We start from the raw sequence: 19607 nt of genomic DNA, 5'->3' as shown, positions 1-19607 counted from the left end.
TTTCCCGGTGGCCGCGTTTACATGGCTCGCCAACCTCCGACTCAGGACTTTGGCGCACCCCATGGAAATCCCCCTCGGCCTTACCTTCGACGACGTCCTCCTGCTTCCGGGCGAGTCCGAAGTGCTGCCCAGCATGGCCGACACCCGCACGCAGCTGACGCGCGGCCTTGCACTCAACATCCCGATCGTCTCCTCGGCTATGGATACCGTCACCGAAGCGGACATGGCGATCGTCATGGCCCAGCTTGGCGGGATCGGTGTGCTCCACCGCAATCTGGATATCGGGGAACAGGTCGCCGCGGTGCGTCAGGTGAAGCGATTCGAGAGCGGGATGGTGGTCAATCCGATCACCATGTCGCCGCGCGGCACGCTGGGCGAGGCGCAGGCATTGATGGCGCTGCACCGGATCAGCGGCATTCCCATCGTTGAGGATAGCGGCAAGCTCGTCGGGATTCTCACCAATCGCGACGTGCGCTTCGCGGGCAATCCGAACCAGCCGGTGTCCGAGCTGATGACCCACGAGAATCTCGCCACCGTCTCCACCGATGTGGGCAAGGAAGATGCGCGACGCCTGCTCCACCAGCGCCGGATCGAGAAGCTGCTGGTGGTCGACGACCAGTATCACTGCGTCGGTCTGATCACGGTCAAAGACATCGAGAAGGCCGTCACCTATCCCGACGCGACCAAGGACGGCGCGGGCCGCCTGTGCGTCGCCGCCGCGACGACCGTGGGCGACAAGGGTTTCGAGCGGACCGAGGCGCTGGTCGATGCCGAAGTCGATCTGATCGTGATCGATACCGCGCATGGCCATAACAAGGATGTCGGCCGCGCGGTCGAGCGGGTGAAGAAGCTGTCGAACCGGGTGCAGGTGCTCGCCGGTAACATCGCCACCGCCGATGCGGCGCGCGCGCTGATCGACGCCGGTGCGGACGGCGTGAAGGTCGGCATCGGCCCGGGCTCGATCTGCACCACCCGCGTGGTCGCCGGCGTCGGCGTGCCGCAGCTGACCGCAGTCATGGAAGCCGCAAGCATCGCCAACAAGGCCGGCGTGCCGGTGGTGGCCGATGGCGGCATCCGCACCTCGGGCGATATCGCCAAGGCACTGGCTGCCGGTGCCTCCACCGCGATGATCGGCTCGCTGCTGGCGGGTACCGAGGAAGCACCGGGCGAGACCTTCCTGTACCAGGGCCGCGCCTACAAGGCGTATCGCGGCATGGGCAGCGTCGGCGCGATGGGCCGCGGCTCTGCCGACCGTTACTTCCAGGGCGATATCAAGGACCAGCTCAAGCTCGTCCCCGAGGGCATCGAGGGTCAGGTGGCGTTCAAGGGTCCGGCCAAGGATGTGATCCACCAGCTGGTGGGCGGCGTGAAGGCGGCGATGGGCTATACCGGTTCGAAGACCATTTCGGACCTTCAGGCACGCGCGAAATTCGTCCGCATCACCGGCGCGGGCCTGCGTGAGAGCCATGTCCATGACGTGACCATCACGCGCGAAGCGCCGAACTATCCGACGCGCTGATTTTCTTGGCACATCGCCGTAAGTGCCGATACAAACTGCGTATAAGCAGGAGAGGCGCCGTATGAAACGTGATGCTATCGAATCCGGCGAGCGGCCGGAATGGGCTGAACCGCAGCTTGTCGAAGACTTTGTTGCGGATGCCACGGGGAGCTTTTTCGGCAACGGCATCGACAATTATGAAGCGACCAATCCGGTCGCTTACGGGAGCTGATCGGCGCTGACGGACTTAAGGTTCGATCGACGACTCTTGGATGTGGCACCCATTGCCGCCAACCTTTGCTCGCGTCATGATCCGTTCCGCTCGCGGCCATTTCCGCGGGCGCGGAGGGCGCGATGTTCCCAGGCTTCACTCAGGCTGCAGTGCTCTGGCTGGTGCTCACCGTGCCTGCCATCCCGCTGTGGGTCGAGGATGATGCGGCCACCCAGCGCATTTGCGCTTCGGTCGCTAAGGTCGAGATACCGAAGCAGGATTTCCCGTCCGTCGCCGCGCGCGCTGAGCTGAAGGGATGCGATAGCGAGGTCCTCTATTACGGCATCGGCACGCCCGCCGATCCCGTGAAGGCGCGCCAGTGCGCGATGACCGAGATTGGCAGCGACGAGGAGCCATGGCCGCTGCTCTCCGGCGAAGGCATCCTCATGATGATCTACGCCAATGGCCGGGGCGTTCCGCGCAATCTGGACGTGGCGATCCATCTCGCTTGCCAACTCGACGATTCCATCGCGGCGCGGGAGTTCCGCGTGGCGCGGCTCGACGGGTTGCGCAGATCGGGCCGCCGCGAGAATTTCCAGACCTGCGACGACATCACCAGCGGCGCAGCGCAGGGCATCTGTACGGATCATGAAGCGTCGCTGGCGGCCCAGGCACGGCTGCAGCGGATTGCCCGGCTCAAGCGCCGCTGGAACGCCGGGCAGTCTGCTGCCTTCGATCGCGTCTATGCCAGCGTCGCCGATTATGCCGACAAGGCGCATGAGATGGATTGCTTCCGCGGCACCGCGATGGGTGCCTGCAACATCATCGGCCGCGAGCATGACGTCGATCGTTTCCTTGGCCGGATCGAGGCTCTGGCCAACGGCAAGCCGATGCCGAAGGACAAGGAAACCGGTTGGGAAAGGCCCAATCCCGCTACCCAGGACCGGGAATGGCGCAAGATGCTCGCCGATCTGGAACCCGACGAGCGCCCCTACTACGAAACCAACCGCGACGAGGTGATCGCGGCGCGGCGTATCTTCGAGCGCGACCTGATCGCATTCCTCATCGCGACCATGCCCGGCCTCACCCCGCACCGTATCCGCACCCTGTTTTCGGACATTTGAAGCTGCCGCGGGCAATTCCGCGCTTTCAATGTGGGGTGGCTTCTGCTCTCGGTGGCGCATGACACCAGCAGCACGCGTACAGGCCGCCATCGACCTCCTCGACCAGATCATCGTGGCCGCGCGTGAGGGCGGGGCTGCCGCCGACACGATCATCGCCCGCGGCTTCGCTGCGCGCCGCTATGCCGGATCGAAGGACCGGCGGGCGATCCGCGAGCTGATCTACGAAACCGTCCGCCTTGTCGGCGAGCTTCCCGAAAACGGCCGTGCGGCGATGCTCGCACTGGTGCGGACCCGGCCCGAACTGGTGCCGGCGTTCGACGGCACGCCTTACGGCCCCGCGCCGATCGATCCGGCCGAGCCGGTGGCGGAGCCGGGTACTGCGCCGCGCTGGCTGATCAAGCTGCTGGATAGCTCCGGGCTGGATGCGGACGAACAGGAAGCGCTGTTGTGGCGCGCACCGCTCGATATCCGGGTCAACCGATTGAAAGCCGATCCGATGGAGATCGCTGCCGAACTGCCCGGCGCCGAGCCGATCGGCTTTGCCCCCGATGCGCTGCGCTTGCCCAACGATACCAATGTCGAGCAATTGCCTGCCTTCAAGGACGGGCAGATCGAGGTGCAGGACGCGGGCAGCCAGCTCGTCGCGCTCGCCGCGCGGCCCGAGCGTGGGCATCATGTCATCGATCTGTGCGCGGGCGGTGGCGGCAAGACGCTCGTGCTGGCCGCAGCGATGGCCAATCATGGCAGCATCCTTGCCTGCGATACCGATCGTGGGCGCCTCCAGCGCCTGCCCCCGCGGGCCGAGCGGGCAGGGGTGAGCATAGCCGAAATCCGCTTACTCAATCCGGGCCAGGAAGCCGCCATTCTCGCCGACCAGACCGGCCGCGCCGATATCGTGCTGGTCGATGCGCCCTGTTCGGGCACCGGCACCTGGCGCCGCAATCCGGAGGCACGCTGGCGGCTGACCCCGCAGCGGCTGGACAAGCTGGTGATGACCCAGCGGCACATCATGGGCGTCGCTGCCGATCTGGTCCGGCCGGGTGGCGTGCTTGTCTACGTCGTCTGCTCGCTCCTTGACGACGAAGGGGCGGGGCAGGTCGACGCATTCCTCGATGCCTTTCCGGGTTGGACCGCCGAGGTTCCCGATCTCGCTACCGGCAGCCCACGCGGGGCAGGCTTGCGGCTCACCCCATTGTCCCACTCGACCGATGGCTTTTTTGTCGCGAAGATGATTCGGCCATGGTAGCGACCAGAGTTCCAGTTTCGGAGATTTTGATGCGGATCACTGCGATCTCGGCGGCGTGCGCGCTGATGCTGTTGACGGTTTCCTCGGCGCTCGTGGCCCAGAAGGCCGACGATCAGATCGACCCCAAATCCACCGCGCTGGTGCAGGAAGGCCGCACCGCGCAGTCCGCCGGCAATATCGATGGCGCGACCGACGCGTTCGAGGCCGCTCTGGTGGTCGATCCGCGCAACCGTACCGCCTATATCGCGCTGGCCGAGATCGCGCGTTCGCGCGGTCTGCCGGGCAAGGCGATCCGCATGTATCGCGAAGCGCTGCTGCTTGAGCCGAACGACCTTGCCGCGCTGCGCGGTCAAGGTGAAGCGATGGTGCAGAAGGGGGCGGTTGAGAAGGCCAATCAGAATCTCGCCCGGATCAAGACGATCTGCGGCACCAATCCCTGCAACGATGCGACGATCCTCGCCGCTGCCATCGCCAAGGGACCGCCCGCGACGGTGACCGCGCAGAATGTGCCGCCGGCCGCTACGCCTGCGACCCCGGTGCCTGCCAAGCCGTAAGCGTCAGGCCGTCAGCGCTCTGGCCAGCGCGACGAACTCGTCGACCGAAACGGTCTCAGCGCGGCGGCTGGAATCGATCCCCAGCGTCTCCATCGCGTCGAGCGCGCCGGGGACGGATTTAAGGCTCTGGCGCAGCATCTTGCGCCGCTGGCCGAATGCCGCCGCGGTGATCGCCTCCAGCGTCTTGAACCGCACGCCCGGCGGCTCGTCGGCAGGTTCGATATGCACCACCGCCGACATGACCTTGGGCGGTGGGGTGAAGGCGGAGCGGTGGACGGTCATCGCGATCCGCGCGGTCGATCGCCACTGGGCCAGCACGGCCAGGCGTCCATAGGCATCGTCGCCCGCCTTCGATACGATGCGTTCGGCCACTTCCTTCTGGAACATCAGCGTCAGGCTGGCCCACCACGGCTCCCACGCCGCCGAAAGCCAGCCGACCAGCAGCGCGGTGCCGACATTGTATGGCAGGTTGGCGACGATGTGCGGCTTGCCCGAGAAGAGCGAGGGCACGTCGACTTCCAGCGCATCGCCTTCGATCACGCGCAGCTTGCCGGGATAGGCCTCACCCAGCTCGGCCAGCGCCGGGATGCATCGTTTGTCGCGTTCCACGGCCACCACATTGGCGCCGGCAGCGAGCAATGCCCGGGTCAGGCCGCCGGGGCCGGGTCCGACCTCGAATACGTCCTGTCCGGCAAGGTCGCCCGGCACCCGCGCGATCCGGCCGAGCAACTGGCCGTCGAACAGGAAATTCTGCCCCAGCGCCTTGCTGGCGGACAGGCCATGGCGCTGGATGACGTCGCGAAGGGGAGGGAGATCGGGCGAGGGAAAGTCGGTCACAGCGTCCCGCTGGCACTCAGCTCCGCCCGGCGCAAGGCCGCAGTCGCTGCCATGCGCAGCGAAGCGATCATCGCGCCCGGATTGGCCTCGTCCTTGCCGGCGATCCCGAACGCCGTGCCATGATCGGGCGAGGTTCGCACGATCGGCAGGCCCAGTGTGGTGTTCACCCCGTCGTCGAAATGCAGCGTCTTGAGCGGCACCAGCGCCTGATCGTGATAGAGGCAGAGCGCCACGTCATATCCGGCGCGGGCGCGGGCATGGAACATCGTGTCGGCTGCGAACGGACCGACCGCATCGATCCCCTCGTCGCGGAGTTGTTCGATGGCGGGCTTGAGGAAGTCGATCTCCTCCCGCCCGATCGCGCCGCCTTCGCCGGCGTGCGGGTTGAGCCCGGCGAATGCCAGCCGCGGCTTCTCGATCCCGAAATTGCGATACAGGCCGCGTGCGGTGACCCGCGCCTTGGCGACGATCAGGTCGATCGAGATCGAGGAGGGCACCTCGGCGAGCGGGATATGCACGGTGATCGGGACCACCCGCAGGGTCGGGCCCGCGAGCATCATCACCGCATTTTCCTTGGAGATGCCGCACCGCTCGGCGACGAACTCGGTCTGCCCGGGATGGGTGAAGCCGACGCCGTAGAGTTGTGCCTTCGATACCGGCCCGGTCACCAGCGCTCCGGCCGCATCCGACCGCGCCAGTCCGACTGCCAGCTCGAGCGATTGCAGCGCACAGCGGGCGCCGTCGATATCTGGCGATCCGGGGACGATCTCGCCCATATCGGCCACCGATATGACCGGCAGCGCGTTGGGAAAGACGTCGGCGGTTTCCTCGGGATCCTGGATCCGGACGACCGGACCATCCCAGACCGCCGCGACCGCGCGCTCGTCACCCACGGCGAAGAAGGGCGCGAGCGAATGCAGCTCGCGCGCCTTCCACGCCTTTGCGGTGATCTCGGGGCCGATCCCGGCGGGATCGCCCATCGCTACAGCCAGGGGCCGGAGTGTCTCCACCGCCCCGCCGGCCGTCAGCGATATTCGATGATGGCGTCGCGACGCAGGTCGCGCAGCATGCGGGCAGCGCGCAGGTTGGTGCGCTCTTCCTCGATCTGGTTGCGCATCTCGTCGACCGAAGGCTCGGCGAACTCGCGCGGATCGTCGCGGCCGCACAGCACCAGGACGCGAACGCCCTGCTCGATCGAGCCGAACGGCTGGGTGGACTGGCCGATCTGCAGCGGCAGCATGATGTCCTGCAGCGCCGGCGGCAGCTGCTTGATCTGCATCGTGTCGTTGCTGACGACCTCTGCGCCGACGAGGCGGGCAACGCGCTCCGCATCGCCGCAGCCCTGCATCGACTGGGTCGCTTCAGCGAACTGGGCCGCACGGCTGGTCGCCTGCGCCTCGGTGGTGCCAGGCGCGAAGGTGATGGTCAGCTGCTTGAGGCTCAGCTTCGCGTCGCGCGGATCTGCGACAGCAACCTGACGCTTTTCCGCGAGATACAGGATCGAGAAGCCACCCGGCACCTCGATCGGACCGGCGACCTGACCGGGAGCCATCTGAGCAGCATGTTCGGCAAGCTGCGCGGGCAGCATGGTCAGGCGGACCCAGCCGAGATCGCCGCCCTTGATCTTGGTCGAAGCTTCGGAGTTCACGCGGGCGAGATAGGCGAAAGGCTGGCCCTGCTTCATCTGCTCGATGATGCGCTGCTGGGCTGCGAAGACCTCATTGGCGCGATCCGGGGTCGCGTTCATGTAGATTTCGAAGAAGTGATACTCGTCCTTACCGCGATCGTCGCGCATGCGCTTGAGCATCGCTTCGATCTCGGCGTCGCTGACGCTGATGTCGACGCGGCGGCGGAGCACGCGGCTCCATGCGATTTCGCCTTCGATCTGGCGGCGGATCGAACGCTCGGACGAGCCGATCTGGCGGAGCCATGCGCGCATCTGATCGGGCGTGCGCTCGAAATTGCGCGCGACGCGGTTGAAGCTCTGGTCGAGTTCGGCACGGTCGACCGCGATCTTGTCGGCGGCTGCGGCCTGAATCTGCAGCGTCTCGTCGATCAGCTGGCGCAGGATCTGCAGGCGGAGCTGGTTATGCTCTTCCGGCGACAGGCGCAGATTGTTGAGGCCGATGATCAGTGCCGCACGCTGGTCGACATCGGTACCGGTGATCACGAAATCGTTGACGATCGCGGTCGGCTTGCGAACGTTCGGATCCGCCTTGCCGAAGATCTGGAGGTTTGCGGGGAGGTCGAGGCCGGCAATCGGCGGCGCCTGATCGTCGGGCACGACCTGTGCTGCAGCGGGAAGCGCCACCGCGGCGAGACCCATCGCCAATACCGTCTTGCGGGCCACCCGGACCGCCGTCGCAACACCAATGTTCACGTAAACCTTGCCCTCATCCTATCCGGGGATTGCGCCGCTTAATCGTCAATTGTGCCTGAACCAAGGCTGAGTGCCGGCTTTCTAACGGCCCAGGTTCTTGAACGAAAGGCTCAGCAGATAGCTGTTGCCGCGACGCGCATCGCCGGTTGTCTCATAGTCGCGCTTCCAGGTGAGGCCCAACCGCAGGCAATCATCCTCATAGGTGAGGCCGAGCCTGTGGCGGACCGGCTGGAAGCCATCCGAGACCGACAATATGTCCTCGTTGCGATCGGTCAAGTCGATCAGCGCCGAACCCGAGATCGACCAGTAGCGCGCGATCTGGACGCGGGCGCCGATGCGCGCCTCTTCGCGGTCCTGAAGATCCTCGAGCGCGGGGCCGATATTGCGGTTGAGCCGCAGATAGCCGAGCGAGACATAGGTGCTGCGCGAGCCGACCGTCATGTCGACTTCGTTGCGGCGGAAGGCCAGGCCGTCCTTGTCGATGCGATAACGGTGGGTGAAGGTCACGAAATCGCGGAAGCGCACCACGGTGCGGCCGACGATGTCCGAGACGCTTTCGTTCAGGCCGGTGCCATCGGGGAAGATAGTGAGCTGGCGCGAGGAGAAGCGGTAGCTCTGGCCGATATTCGCATCGAGGCTGAAGCCCGGCAGATAGAGCGCATAGTCCACGCCCCAGGTGATGCGGCTCGAATCCTCGAACCGGTCGTAGCCGGGGAAGCGATTGAGCGCGAAGAGGTTCGAATCCTCGAGATCGACCGCGCGGGCATCCTCGTTGGGAACGTCCATGTTGCGGGTGCGCGGCGCACCGACGACCTGGATGCGCGGGGTGATCCGCTGCGTGCCGCCGAGGAACTCGCCGACCAGCGGCCATTTCATGTCGAGCGCGACGGCGCCCACGCCGCGGAAGCTGAAGCCTTCATCACCGCGATAGCTGGTGACCGTGGTCAGCAGCGTATCGTGCGCATTGTAGACGTCGGCGCGGCCATAGGCGGTGAGGGTGATTTCCTGACCCCAGGCGGTCAGGCGACGCAGGTCCCAGCGGGCCGAGGCGAAGGCGCGTTGCGAATCCTGTCCGCCGCTGCGGGCGATGGCCAGCGTGTTGAGCTGAAGCTCGACCCGGCCGCCGATCAGGCCGTCGTTGAAGCGGCGGCGATAGTCGAGTTCGGGCAGGACGAAGGGCTGGAGCCCCTGCCGCTCGCCGACGCGCAGCGTCTGCACCGCCCAGCCGTTGAGCGAGAAATAGCTGTCCTCGTCGATCCGCTCGACCCGGATATTGTTGCGCAGCCGGTCGTCGCGGGTGATGTCGTAGCGGCGCAGGAAGGTGCGGTCGCTGGTGACGCGAAGCGACCCGCTGATCGCCCAGTTCGGGGTCAGCTGATAGCGGCCATTGGCGTCGATATAGCCGCGGAAGTCGTTCTTCGAGGTCGCCGGGGTGATCGGCACGGTCAGATCGTCCGAACGGCGGCTATAGGTGCCGTAAGCCGACACACGGAAGGCGCCCAGGGTGTTCAGCTCGCGATATTCGGCCTGCACCATCGGCAGCACCGCGCTGTAGATTCGCGGCGTGATCGTCAGGTCGCGATTGGGCGCGAGGCTGAAGAAATAGGGCAGGGTCATCTGAAGCCCGTTGGTCCGGCTGTAGCGGATATCGGGCATCAGGAAGCCATCGTCGCTCTTGCCCCCGACGGGGTGCGAGAAGACGGGCAGCGGGATCGTGGCGAAACCGAACACCGAGACGCGGGCGCCGGTGTAGCGCAGGCGTCCGATCTCGGGATTGTAGACCACCTTGTCGGCAGTGATCTTCCAGCTCGGCTCCTTGGGGCAGCCATCGGCGCCGGTGACCGTGCAGGGCGTGTAGGCGGCGTTGCGGACGGTGATAACGCCATTCTCGGCACGCTCGCCCCGTTCGGCGGCGATGCGGCCGCCGGCTTCGAGCACGACCAGCATGTTCTGGACCACGCCGTCCTTCAGCGAATCGGTCAGCTCGATCCGGTCGCCATAGGCTTCGTCGCCTTGCGGGTTGGTGACGACGATATTACCCTCGGCCACGACCTGACCGGTGGTGCGGTTCCACGTCACCTTGTCGGCGCGAAGCCGGTCGCTGCGGCGATACATACGGACATCGCCGGTGGCGGTCACCGTGTCGCTGCCATCGTCATATTCGAGCAGATCGGCCGAGAACTGAACCTGATCGGGATCGTCGGGCAAGGCCGTGGGCGAGGGCGGGGCGGGTTCGACCGGTCGGTCCTGCAGCGCATCCGAGGTAATCGTCGAATCCTGAGGCGCGGGCGCGGGTTCCGCCTCCTGCGCATGTGCGCGTCCTGCCAGGCACAATGCCAGCGGCAGTGCGCCCGAAAGCAACAGGGCGTTGCGCGTCACGACGATTCCCACCTTCTATATCACTCCCGCGCGGCGCCCTGTTTGCCGTATCGCACGATCCAGCCCTATCGCACCGGTTCGTGCCCCGCAACGTCGCGTTGGCCTCCAACGCACGAGCAGGCTAACAGGAACCATGCAGGTCGATTTCTATCATCTGACGCACCGGCCCCTCGATCGCGTGCTGCCCCAGATCGCCCAGAAGGTACTGGAAGGCGGCGGGCGCCTTCTTGTCGTGGCCCAGGACGAAGGTGCGCGGGCGCGGCTGGATACGGTGTTGTGGAGCTTCTCTCCCGAGAGTTTCCTGCCTCATGGGCAGGCGGGAGGCGAGGATGATTCGCGCCAGCCGGTGCTGATTTCCGGCGAGGCCGCAGCGGGTAATGGCGCGCGCAACATCGCGCTGGCCGATGGCGTGTGGCGCGACGAAGCGCTGGGGTTCGACCGCGCCTTCCACTTCTTCGACGAAGAACGGATCGTGGAGGCCCGGCTCGCCTGGAAGGGACTGGCCGACCGCGAAGGGGTCGAGCGGCGCTACTGGAAGCAGAATGACGAGGGGCGCTGGGAAAAGGTCGCCTGATAGGTTTTACTCGATCAGGGTAACGGGAACCCCGCAAGAGTCACAAGAGTCACACTGCCCAATGCCTGCGACGGACGCTGACTCTAGGTGTTGGAATTTACCCCTGCCGGGAATTTCAAACAGCCTGCGGAATGTCAAAGAGCGTGCACGGGCCGGGGCCCGCGGCAAGGCCAGTCAAGCAGCCGAAATCCTACATTGCAAACTGCCACTTCAGCGCTTCTGCCCGCCGCCATCCTTGCGCGTGATCGGGAATTTATGCGCCGTCCGGAGAACATCGTCGAACGGCGCCTGACCGTACATCGCAGGCGGCGTACTGCCGATCGGCTTGCAGATCGAATAGGCCGACAGGGGGCGCTCCGAATATTCGCGGGCGCTGTCCTGTTCGTAGCCGAGATCATAGGCGACAACGATCTGCTTCAACCGGATGCCGTTAAGCCCCATCATCCGGTTGAGCATCCGCGCCTCACCGATCGCGTTGCGCATCTGGATCGCTTCCACGTTCGAGAAGCTGCGACCGCCGGGGCCGACGATGGCGCTCAATCGCGTCCACACATCGAGTTCGCGTACGCTGATCACCGCCATCTGGTCGGCGAACTCATAGGCGCTGGAGTAATTGTCGAGCAGGTCGCGATCGAGATGCGCGGCGGTCTGCGCGCTTTGCGTGCTGGCCCAGATGCCGCGCGGCCAGGTGCGCCAGGGCGGAAGCTGGATCGAGCCGAGCGGCGGGAGCTTGCCGGCCTTTTCCGCGGCATCGACGATCCCCGCGATCTGATCGAGGCGGTGCTCGACACAGTGCGAGACCTTCTCCCGCTCGTCGCCCTGACCGATCAGTTCGCCCAGTTCGACCTTCATCGCATGGCGCGCGGTGCGGACCTCGAACCACCAGCCGACTTCGGTTGCGATGGCGCCGAAGCCGAGCGCGATGAGGACGCCGAGCACGACGCTGCCGACTTCGCGGGCGAACTTCGCGCCGCGTTCGGTGCGCCAGAACAGCAGGCGATGGGGGCGGGTTTCGGTCATGACGCCGGTTTCGCCTGATAGGGTTTGCCATCGACGATCAGCGGGCTGCACAGTAGGTTGCGCTTCGCGATCCTGCCGGTGAGCGCCTCATAGGTCGCGCCCGCTGGGAGCTCTTCGATCGGGATGCCGAACGCCTTGAGCGCCTCGTCGCTTTGCTCGGCAATGAGCCCCACCCATCGGGCGCGTGTCCGCGCCTGGGTCCAGGCGTCGAGCAGCGTGGCCAGCAAGTCGCCATCGATCTCACCCGGCGCGCCTTGCAGCAGGGCCAGTGTCGCCCATGGGGCGATTTCCGACAGGGCCTCCTGATCATAATAGGCGGCCATACTGTAGTTCGAGCTATATGCCCGCGCTTCGGCGCGAGGCATGTGGAGCAGCACACCTTCGCCGGTGGCCGTATCCAGCGCTGTGGTTTCGGTCGGGCGCCTGCCCGGATCGCCGATAGCGCCGATATCCGGCAGGCGATGCGTACGTCGCGCCTCGGTCAGGATCGCGCCGAGTTCGCCGAGCCGGCGCTGGACGCAGCTTTGATAGGCGCGTCGCTCGGCGAAATTGTAGCGATTGCCGGCCAGTTCGGCGCGCATCGCCTGGGTGCTGCTGGAAATCCGCCATTGCCAGCGCACGGCCTCCGCGATCTCGCCAATGCCCAGCGCGATCAGCACGCCGAGCACGACGCCGCCGACGTCGCGAGCGAATTTGGACTGGCGTTCGGTCAGCCTGAACCTTTGCTTCGGCTGTTCCGAAATGACTTCCGCCTGATCCCCCAAGTCGTCGCCCCCGCTTGCATCCTGAAGCCCTTCAGACTAGGGAGCCGCGACTTTTCCACAACTCAAAATACAGGAGCCGCACGGCCATGGCCGCGACCCGGACCTTTTCGATCATCAAGCCCGATGCAACCCGCCGCAACATCACCGGCGCGGTCACCAAGATGCTGGAGGAAGCCGGCCTGCGCGTCGTCGCTTCGAAGCGCATCCTGATGACCAAGGAGCAGGCCGAGGGCTTTTACGGCGTCCACAAGGAGCGCCCCTTCTTCGGCGACCTTGTCAGCTTCATGACCTCGGGCCCGGTGGTGGTGCAGGTTCTGGAAGGCGAGAACGCCGTCCAGGCCAACCGCGACATCATGGGCGCGACCAACCCGGCGAATGCCGACGCCGGCACGATCCGCAAGGAACTGGCCGAATCGATCGAGGCGAACTCGGTCCATGGTTCGGACTCGGAAGAGAATGCCGCGATCGAGATCGCCTTCTTCTTCAAGCCGGAAGAAATCGTCGGCTGATTGCTTCCCGGTTCGCCGGGATGCCCGATGTGAAAAGAAACCCTCTCTCGCAGCGTGCGAGGGAGGGTTTCTTTTTGCGCTCAAAGCGGCTGGGCGTAGTCGCGCATCGCCTGTTCGGTCGGGGTGCACCCCGCTCCTGGCGCTGCGGGCAGCGCATAGGCGCCGTCGCGGACCGTGATGGGTTCGACGAAACAGTCGCGGATCCAGGGGATATATTCGAGCATCGTCGTTGCCGGGTGCCAGAAGGACAGGTGGACATGGACCTGCCCCATGTCCCCGACATGCGCGACCACCGGGCGGCGGCGGCCATGGGCGGCGTCCGCGACGCGGATATATTCGGTGATCCCGGCGAGGCGGGTCACGTCAGGCTGGACATAGTGGACCGCGTCGGCGTCGAGGAAGGTCTGGAACGCGTCGGCGGTATAGAGCTGCTCGCCCAACGCGATCGGGATCGAGGTGGATGCGGCGAGCTCGGCATGGCCGTGGACGTCGTCATACCAGAGCGGTTCCTCCAGCCAGAAGATGTCGAGACCCTCGGCGCGGGCGCAGAAGCGCTTGCAGGTGGGGAGGTTCCACTTGCCGTTGGCGTCGACTGCGATGGTGACATTGTCGCCCAGCCGCTTGCGCACCGCCGTGATGCGCTCGACATCGATCATCGGATCGTCATGGCCGACCTTGAGCTTGAGCCTGCGGAAACCGTCTTCCTCCACCGCCTGTGCGCAGCCGCTGACGAGCTTGTCCTTGGGGACCGAGAGCCAGCCGATATCGGTGTTATAGGCTTCCAGCCGGTCCACCGTGGCGCCGCCCAGCAGCTTCCATAGCGGCAGACCTGCCTTTTTCGCGCGCAGGTCCCACAGGGCGATATCGATGGCGGCCAGAGCCAGATGAACGATGCCCGCGCGGCCGACCCACTGGATCGCGGGATAGCGCGCCAGCTTCTGCCATAGCCGGTCGCCGTCCTGCGCATCCTCGCCTTCGAGCAGCGGGGCGTAGCAATTGCGGATGCAGGCGGCGATCAGCCGGTCCGACGGCAGGTGCGCGTGGGTGCCGGTGAAGCCGTAGCCGATCAGCCCGTCATCGGTGGTGATGCGGGCGCCGACGATGCCCCAGTGCGAGATCGTGTTGGTCGAATCCGAAATGGTGCCGCGCGCGATCGGCGCGTGAAGAATGAACGGCTCGACGGCCCGAATTCGCATGACCCCTCCCAACGATGTTTCATTATTGACACGACGTACCATGGGTGACACTTGTCGGCAAGGTCGAGGCGGCGCGCAAGATGTGGCCGGGCATGAGTGGAGAGGGGAAGAACCGATGATGAATCGTAGCGAATTCCTGCGCGGCAGCGTGACCGCGATTGCGGCGGCGAGCCTGCCCGGGGCTGCCCGTGCTGCGACCGTGGCGATCGATTCAGGTCCCGCTCCCGCTGGCCCGGTGACGATCACGCGGCTCAATCCGACGATGCGGCTGTATCCGGTGAAGGCGCTGGGCAGGCTCGGCGATATTCGCTTCGCTGGTGCGGAGATCGGAACGATGATGCCCTTCCTGGGGCCGGGAGAGATCACCTGGACGGTTAGCGTGCCGGAGGCGGGCCGCTATGAAGTGGCGCTGTGCTGCTCGACCACCGAGGCCGGGCTGCCGGTGAAGATCAAGGCGGGCCGGACCGAAGTCGATTTCGCGGTGCCGGTGACCGAAGGCTATTTCCACCCGCATCCGGAAGGGCCGGCGGAGAACCCGGGCGATCCCAGCGGCGAGAGCTTCTTCCGGCTGAAGGAATTCTACAATTTCGCGCGGGTGCCGGTGCCGGCCGAGTTCGAACTGGTCCGCGGCGTCAATGTCGTGCGGCTGCGCGTGATGAGTGGCAGGGCGGGGCCGGGTCGGGAAATGCTCCGCCTGCGCTCGGTCGAGGTGACGCCGGTGAGCGCGCGTGCGGGAATCGCTGCGGAGAAGAAGCGTGCGGAAGCGAAGCGCGCCAATACCGACTGGTTCGCGAAGGCGGGCTATGGCGTGTGGTTCCACTTCCTCGACCTGACCCAGCCGCCCAAGGGGCCGCGCATTCCCTATGAGGAGGCAGTCAACCGGATCGATGTCGAGGAACTGGTCGGCCGGGTGGCCGAGACCGGCGCCGGATACATGATCTGGACGGTCAATCACGGCAATCCGACCTGCCCCGCGCCGATCAAGAGCTGGGAGAAGTTGCATCCCGGCTTCACCACCAAGCGCGACCTGATCAGCGAGTTCGCCGATGCGCTGGAGAAGCGCGGCATGCGGCTGATGCTGTACATGAACCCGCCCGGCGTGGGGAACATGGCGCTCAACCCCGGCACGGTGAACGGCATCCCGGCCTATAACGAAGACGATTATGCCAACCATCTGATCGAGGTGTTCCGTGAATTCGGCACGCGATACGGCAAGCGTGTCGCGGGATACTGGTTCGATTCCACCTTCGAAGCGACCGAATGCTTCCCGAACCTGCCGTTCGACGCGATCAACGCGGCGGTGAAGACCGGCCATCCGGACCGGCTGGTGGCGTGGAACAACTGGGTGTTCCCGCACGAAACCGACTGGCAGGACTATTTCGCGGGCGAATTGACCGACCTGCCGGTCAAATCCTATGGCGGCCGCTACATCAAGACCGGCGTGGCCAAGGGGCTGCAGGGGCATGTCGCGCTGCGCTTCGACGCGGACTGGCTGCACATCAAGCAGGACACGCCGATGCCGCCGCCGCGTTTCAAGGCGAAGGAACTGGCGGACTTCATCATCGCCAGCCAGGCCGAGCAGGTGCCGGTAACGCTGGGCGTCGGCATCTTCCAGGACGGTAGCTTCGGCCCGCAGGCGATGCCGGTGCTGCGCGAGGTCAAACGGCTCGTCCGCGACCGGGGGCAATCCACCTAACCGGAGCGCCTTCGGGATCGGGCCGCCGTGCGGCAGGCTCGTCCCGTCCGTTTGGGCGGGAACCCATCGGAGCATTTGGGCGCGCGGGCGGTTGGCGCGAACTCAGGACACCCTCGTACGGGGCGCGGCGGCTGCCTTCCATGGCGCTGCAAGGACATCAGTCTGCGCCCGTACGGTCCTGATTGTTCTTATGTGGAGGAGCCACGGATGCGTTTTATGTCCAAAAGCCCGAAGTATCTTGTTGCCATCGCCATGCTCACCAGCACTGCCGGAGTTGCCTATGCGCAGGACCAGCAGGGTGAGAACCCATCCATCACCGTAAGCGGGCAGGCGCCTGCCGATCTGGCCGGACTGCCTGCAGGCCCCGAAATCGACGGTATCATCTCCGCGCGCCGCGACGGCACGGTGCACGTCACCACTGCTTCCGGCACCCGCGAAGTGGTGCTGATCAGCGAGGGAACCCAGATCAAGTCGAGCGGCGGCTTCCTTGGCCTCAACCGCAACCGGTTGGCCGAGAGCTCGCTGCTGAACGGCCTGCCGGTCAGCATCCGGACGGTGCGCTGGGCCGATGGCCTGGTGGCGAGCCGGGTCGATCTGAAGAGCCGCGACCTGCGTACGGCGTCGATGATCCATAACGGCACCGACCAGCGCTTCGGCGAGCAGACCGCGGCGACCGACGCGCTGCGCAACCGCGTGGGCGACATCGACCAGTATAATGTGAAGAGCACGACCAACGTGAACTTCGATACCGGCAAGACCGGCCTGTCCGAACGCGCGAAGGCCGATCTGTGCAGCGTAGCGACCCAGGCTGAGGGCATGGACAATGCCCTGCTGCTGGTCGTCGGCTACACGGACTCGACCGGCAGTCAGGACCTGAACCAGGAACTGAGCGAGAAGCGCGCGGCGCGCGTGGTCAATTATCTGCAGCAGGCCTGTGGCTGGAAGCCGTATCGCATGCTGACGCCTGCCGGCATGGCCGAGGCCGATCCGGCGGCGCCCAACGATACCGATGACGGCAAGGCGCAGAACCGCCGCGTTGCGGTGAACATCATGGTCAGCAAGGCCGTGGACGGCCTGTAAGGCTTACGGGGGCGGGCGTGGCTCGCCCCCGGTTTCTTTGTTCTCCGGCGAAGGCCGGAGTCTTGGCCGGCTTCGACTGAGGCTGCCAAGGCTCCGGCCTTCGCCGGAGAACCATATCAGGTGAACTCTATCCTCTCGGCAGGGTGATCGTGGCGATCAGGCCGCCGCCTTCGCGGTTTGCCAGCGTGATCGTGCCGCCGGCCTCGCCGACAATGGCCTTTGCCAGCGCGAGGCCGAGACCGATCCCGCCGGTTTCCTTGTTCCGCGACGTTTCGAGCCGGGTGAACGGATCGAACACTGCGGCGATCTTGTCCGCCGGAATGCCCGGACCGCGATCGCAGACTTCGATCGCCGCCGTCGTCGTGCCGGGCACCAGCCGGACCTCGGCACCACCGCCATATTTGACGGCGTTCTCGATCAGGTTGCGGACCGCGCGGCGCATCAGGTTCGGGCGGATCCGCATCTTCAGCCGTGGCGCTTCTTCGAACGCGACCGGCATGTCGAGATCGCGGAAATCCTCGACCACCGCATCGATCAGCGCCGACAGGTCGACATCGGTCGGCGGTTCGCTGGGACGGCCCAGTCGCGCCAGCGACAATATGTCGTCCAGCGTGCGGTTCATCTCGTCGATCGTGTCGGCCATGCGGTTGCGGTCTTCGTCGTCCTCGACCGATTCGATGCGGACGCGCAGCGCCGCCAGCGGGGTGCGCAGGTCATGGCCGATCGCGCCGAGCATCTTGTCCTTCTCGTCCAGCATGCCGGTCACGCGCGTACTCAGCGCGTTATAGGCCGAGATCACCGAGCGGACGTCGCTGGGGCCGCGTTCCTCCACCGGTTCGGCGGCGCTGCCGGGGTGGAAGCTGCGTGCCGCCGCGGCGAGGCTGCGCAACGGCTTGGCGATGCGGCGCGTGGCGAGCAGCACGGGGATCAGCACGACGATATAGAGGATCAGCGTCTGGGCGATCAGCTGCCAGATCAGCGCGCGCTCGGTGCGCGGCCAGCCCGTCGACAGGGCCAGCCACTGGCCGCTCTTGAGCTGGACGAGGATATGCAATTCTGAGCCCAGCCGGCGCAGGCGCTTCTTCCGCTCCTCGTTCATGCGGCGGATCAGCGGGCGGTTCTCGTCGATCGGACGCACCACCGCGATCACCTGTTGCGGCGTCGTGCCGGCATCGGTCATGCCCTGGCGGACCATCGCCTCGATATCCGGGCGACGGGGATCGGCGGGCAGATCGGGCTGAGTGGCGTGGATCTGGATGCGGCTGCGCTGGTCGAAGCCGGGCGGCCCGCGGCGCGGACGATCCGGGCGGTCGGCCTGCGGATCGGCGGCGGGATTGTTCAGCCGCTCGGCAACATCGGCAAGGCGCGTGACCGAGGGCACGACGATCTGGCCGAAGCGGGATTCGCGGCGTTCGTTGAGCAGCAATGCGAAATTGATCGCCTGCGCCAGAAACAGCGCGGCGGCGACCAGCAGTGCGATCTGGCTGGTCAGGCTCTTGGGGAGGAAGCGCCTCAAAGTTTGGTGACTTCGGCGGCCAGCGTGTAGCCGCCACCCCATACGGTCTTGATCAGCGTCGGGTTCTTCGGATCCGGCTCGATCTTCTTCCGCAACCGGCTGACCTGATTGTCGATCGCGCGATCGAAGGCAGCGGCCTCGCGACCCTGGGTCAGATCGAGCAGCTGGTCGCGGGTCAGCACCGCGCGCGGGCGGGTCACCAGCGCGTGGAGCAGGTTATATTCGCCGGTGGAGAGCGGCACCGACACGCCTTCGCGATCGACCAGCACGCGCTCGCCGGTCTTCAGCACCCAGCCGGCAAAGGTATAGCTGCCGGCCTCGGGCGCGGTCTGGCGGGTGCCGCCGGCCTGAAGACGGCGCAGGACGACCTTGATGCGGGCGGCAAGCTCACGCGGAGAGAAGGGCTTCACGACATAATCGTCTGCGCCCATTTCGAGGCCGACGATCCGGTCGGTTTCCTCGCTGCGCGCGGTGAGCAGGATGACGGGTGTCTCACTGGTCTCGCGGATATGGCGGCACAGGCTCAGGCCGTCCTCGCCGGGCATCATGATGTCGAGGATCACCAGATCGATCGCATAGGCGGACATGCGTGCGCGCGCACCCTCGGCATCGCCCGCCTGGGTGATGCGGAAGCCCTGCTTGGTCAGATACTGTGCAAGCGGCTCGCGGATCGAGCGCTCGTCATCGACGAGCAGGATATGGGGAATCTCTGACATGGCTGGTTGATAGCAACTCGTGAGAGGATCGGAAGTGCCGGGCGGGCGAGGAGGCACAAAAGCCCGCCCGGCTTCCGACCGGCTTATTTGCCCTGAGGGGCGTTCGGGGTGCCGGCGGGAGGGGGAGGCGGCGGGCCCATGCGGCCGTGGCGGCCATGGCCACCCTTGCCGCCGGGACCGGCGCGCATGGCGACCATTGTGTCGCGCAGGGCTTCGCGTTCGGCCTTGTCGACCTTACCGTCGCCATTGCGGTCGATATAGTCGAACAGGCGGGTGGCCTGGCCGACATGCTCTTCCTTGCTGATAA

Annotated in this window: 18 protein-coding genes and 1 pseudogene; 9 read left to right on the top strand and 10 right to left on the bottom strand. The window is 65.9% G+C overall.

Going from position 1 to position 19607, the window contains the following annotated elements:
* Positions 1 to 61 precede the first annotated feature (61 nt).
* From guaB to P1X14_RS11985, 5 genes are all read left to right on the top strand, one after another.
* Entirely contained in the window at positions 62 to 1519 is a 1458-nt protein-coding gene (gene guaB / locus P1X14_RS12005; RefSeq protein ID WP_277315607.1) for an IMP dehydrogenase, read from the top strand.
* A gap of 61 nt (positions 1520 to 1580) precedes the next feature.
* Positions 1581 to 1730 carry a hypothetical protein gene (locus P1X14_RS12000; protein WP_277315606.1) on the top strand — a complete coding sequence of 50 codons (150 nt, stop codon included), beginning with the start codon at positions 1581 to 1583 and terminating at the stop codon, positions 1728 to 1730.
* A gap of 122 nt (positions 1731 to 1852) precedes the next feature.
* Positions 1853 to 2833, top strand: coding sequence for a hypothetical protein (locus P1X14_RS11995; RefSeq protein ID WP_277315605.1), 981 nt, complete (start codon positions 1853 to 1855; stop codon positions 2831 to 2833).
* 58 nt (positions 2834 to 2891) lie between these two features.
* Complete coding sequence (locus tag P1X14_RS11990) at positions 2892 to 4079, top strand: RsmB/NOP family class I SAM-dependent RNA methyltransferase (RefSeq protein WP_277315604.1); 1188 nt, start codon at positions 2892 to 2894, stop codon at positions 4077 to 4079.
* A gap of 29 nt (positions 4080 to 4108) precedes the next feature.
* Positions 4109 to 4633, top strand: coding sequence for a tetratricopeptide repeat protein (locus P1X14_RS11985; protein ID WP_277315603.1), 525 nt, complete (start codon positions 4109 to 4111; stop codon positions 4631 to 4633).
* Positions 4634 to 4636: 3 nt separating this feature from the next.
* On the opposite strand, the gene rsmA is transcribed toward P1X14_RS11985, so the two are convergent.
* The 4 genes from rsmA to lptD all read right to left on the bottom strand — a co-directional run bounded on the left by rsmA (position 4637) and on the right by lptD (position 10229).
* Complete coding sequence (gene rsmA / locus P1X14_RS11980; RefSeq protein ID WP_277315602.1) at positions 4637 to 5470, bottom strand: 16S rRNA (adenine(1518)-N(6)/adenine(1519)-N(6))-dimethyltransferase RsmA; 834 nt, start codon at positions 5468 to 5470, stop codon at positions 4637 to 4639.
* Complete coding sequence (gene pdxA, locus P1X14_RS11975; RefSeq protein WP_277315601.1) at positions 5467 to 6480, bottom strand: 4-hydroxythreonine-4-phosphate dehydrogenase PdxA; 1014 nt, start codon at positions 6478 to 6480, stop codon at positions 5467 to 5469. Before pdxA ends, rsmA begins: the two co-directional genes overlap by 4 nt.
* A gap of 14 nt (positions 6481 to 6494) precedes the next feature.
* The gene (locus P1X14_RS11970; RefSeq protein ID WP_277315600.1) at positions 6495 to 7820 is read right to left on the bottom strand and encodes a peptidylprolyl isomerase; all 1326 of its coding nucleotides are present in this window, start codon (positions 7818 to 7820) and stop codon (positions 6495 to 6497) included.
* A gap of 111 nt (positions 7821 to 7931) precedes the next feature.
* Positions 7932 to 10229 (bottom strand): LPS assembly protein LptD, encoded by a 2298-nt coding sequence (gene lptD / locus P1X14_RS11965; RefSeq protein WP_277315599.1) that lies wholly within the window; start codon positions 10227 to 10229, stop codon positions 7932 to 7934.
* 133 nt (positions 10230 to 10362) lie between these two features.
* On the opposite strand from lptD, the gene P1X14_RS11960 reads away from it, so the two are divergent.
* A complete protein-coding gene (locus tag P1X14_RS11960) occupies positions 10363 to 10803 on the top strand; it encodes a DNA polymerase III subunit chi (protein ID WP_277315598.1) in 441 nt (146 codons plus the stop codon).
* 210 nt (positions 10804 to 11013) lie between these two features.
* On the opposite strand, the gene P1X14_RS11955 is transcribed toward P1X14_RS11960, so the two are convergent.
* Both P1X14_RS11955 and P1X14_RS11950 read right to left on the bottom strand, forming a co-directional pair.
* Positions 11014 to 11823, bottom strand: a complete 810-nt coding sequence (locus P1X14_RS11955; protein ID WP_277315597.1) for a hypothetical protein — start codon at positions 11821 to 11823, stop codon at positions 11014 to 11016.
* Positions 11820 to 12587, bottom strand: a complete 768-nt coding sequence (locus P1X14_RS11950; RefSeq protein ID WP_277315596.1) for a hypothetical protein — start codon at positions 12585 to 12587, stop codon at positions 11820 to 11822. Before P1X14_RS11950 ends, P1X14_RS11955 begins: the two co-directional genes overlap by 4 nt.
* An 86-nt stretch (positions 12588 to 12673) precedes the next feature.
* On the opposite strand from P1X14_RS11950, the gene ndk reads away from it, so the two are divergent.
* Positions 12674 to 13096, top strand: a complete 423-nt coding sequence (ndk, locus tag P1X14_RS11945; protein ID WP_277315595.1) for a nucleoside-diphosphate kinase — start codon at positions 12674 to 12676, stop codon at positions 13094 to 13096.
* An 80-nt stretch (positions 13097 to 13176) separates the two neighbouring features.
* On the opposite strand, the gene P1X14_RS11940 is transcribed toward ndk, so the two are convergent.
* Positions 13177 to 14292 (bottom strand): mandelate racemase/muconate lactonizing enzyme family protein, encoded by a 1116-nt coding sequence (locus tag P1X14_RS11940; RefSeq protein ID WP_277315594.1) that lies wholly within the window; start codon positions 14290 to 14292, stop codon positions 13177 to 13179.
* A gap of 115 nt (positions 14293 to 14407) precedes the next feature.
* Here P1X14_RS11940 and P1X14_RS11935 point away from each other — a divergent pair, with 115 nt between their 5' ends.
* Positions 14408 to 15988: an alpha-L-fucosidase gene (locus tag P1X14_RS11935; RefSeq protein WP_277315593.1), complete on the top strand. Its 1581-nt coding sequence runs from the start codon at positions 14408 to 14410 to the stop codon at positions 15986 to 15988.
* 207 nt (positions 15989 to 16195) lie between these two features.
* Positions 16196 to 17068 (top strand): OmpA family protein, encoded by an 873-nt coding sequence (locus P1X14_RS11930; protein WP_277315592.1) that lies wholly within the window; start codon positions 16196 to 16198, stop codon positions 17066 to 17068.
* 127 nt (positions 17069 to 17195) lie between these two features.
* Here P1X14_RS11930 and P1X14_RS11925 read toward each other — a convergent pair whose 3' ends face one another.
* The 3 genes and pseudogenes from P1X14_RS11925 to P1X14_RS11915 all read right to left on the bottom strand — a co-directional run.
* A complete protein-coding gene (locus P1X14_RS11925; RefSeq protein WP_277315591.1) occupies positions 17196 to 18584 on the bottom strand; it encodes an ATP-binding protein in 1389 nt (462 codons plus the stop codon).
* Positions 18581 to 19300 carry a response regulator gene (locus P1X14_RS11920; protein WP_277315590.1) on the bottom strand — a complete coding sequence of 240 codons (720 nt, stop codon included), beginning with the start codon at positions 19298 to 19300 and terminating at the stop codon, positions 18581 to 18583. Before P1X14_RS11920 ends, P1X14_RS11925 begins: the two co-directional genes overlap by 4 nt.
* Positions 19301 to 19383: 83 nt before the next feature.
* A pseudogene (locus P1X14_RS11915) lies at positions 19384 to 19607 on the bottom strand (hypothetical protein); the annotation flags it as partial.

It is taken from the genome of Sphingomonas sp. AOB5, assembly GCF_029433115.1.
In the GTDB taxonomy this organism is placed as follows: domain Bacteria; phylum Pseudomonadota; class Alphaproteobacteria; order Sphingomonadales; family Sphingomonadaceae; genus Sphingomonas.
The sequence above is the reverse complement of the archived record's forward strand: the minus strand, read 5'-3'. Positions and strand labels throughout refer to the sequence as shown.

What these genes read in the sequence shown, in the direction of transcription:
- P1X14_RS11930 (WP_277315592.1), top strand. Translation starts at nt 16,196, where the DNA reads ATGCGTTTTATGTCCAAAAGCCCGAAGTATCTTGTTGCCATCGCCATG.
- guaB (WP_277315607.1), top strand. Translation starts at nt 62, where the DNA reads ATGGAAATCCCCCTCGGCCTTACCTTCGACGACGTCCTCCTGCTTCCG.
- P1X14_RS11995 (WP_277315605.1), top strand. Translation starts at nt 1,853, where the DNA reads ATGTTCCCAGGCTTCACTCAGGCTGCAGTGCTCTGGCTGGTGCTCACC.
- P1X14_RS11960 (WP_277315598.1), top strand. Translation starts at nt 10,363, where the DNA reads ATGCAGGTCGATTTCTATCATCTGACGCACCGGCCCCTCGATCGCGTG.
- P1X14_RS11955 (WP_277315597.1), bottom strand. Translation starts at nt 11,823, where the DNA reads ATGACCGAAACCCGCCCCCATCGCCTGCTGTTCTGGCGCACCGAACGC.
- P1X14_RS11990 (WP_277315604.1), top strand. Translation starts at nt 2,892, where the DNA reads ATGACACCAGCAGCACGCGTACAGGCCGCCATCGACCTCCTCGACCAG.
- P1X14_RS11935 (WP_277315593.1), top strand. Translation starts at nt 14,408, where the DNA reads ATGATGAATCGTAGCGAATTCCTGCGCGGCAGCGTGACCGCGATTGCG.
- P1X14_RS11920 (WP_277315590.1), bottom strand. Translation starts at nt 19,300, where the DNA reads ATGTCAGAGATTCCCCATATCCTGCTCGTCGATGACGAGCGCTCGATC.
- P1X14_RS12000 (WP_277315606.1), top strand. Translation starts at nt 1,581, where the DNA reads ATGAAACGTGATGCTATCGAATCCGGCGAGCGGCCGGAATGGGCTGAA.
- P1X14_RS11985 (WP_277315603.1), top strand. Translation starts at nt 4,109, where the DNA reads ATGCGGATCACTGCGATCTCGGCGGCGTGCGCGCTGATGCTGTTGACG.
- P1X14_RS11940 (WP_277315594.1), bottom strand. Translation starts at nt 14,292, where the DNA reads ATGCGAATTCGGGCCGTCGAGCCGTTCATTCTTCACGCGCCGATCGCG.
- ndk (WP_277315595.1), top strand. Translation starts at nt 12,674, where the DNA reads ATGGCCGCGACCCGGACCTTTTCGATCATCAAGCCCGATGCAACCCGC.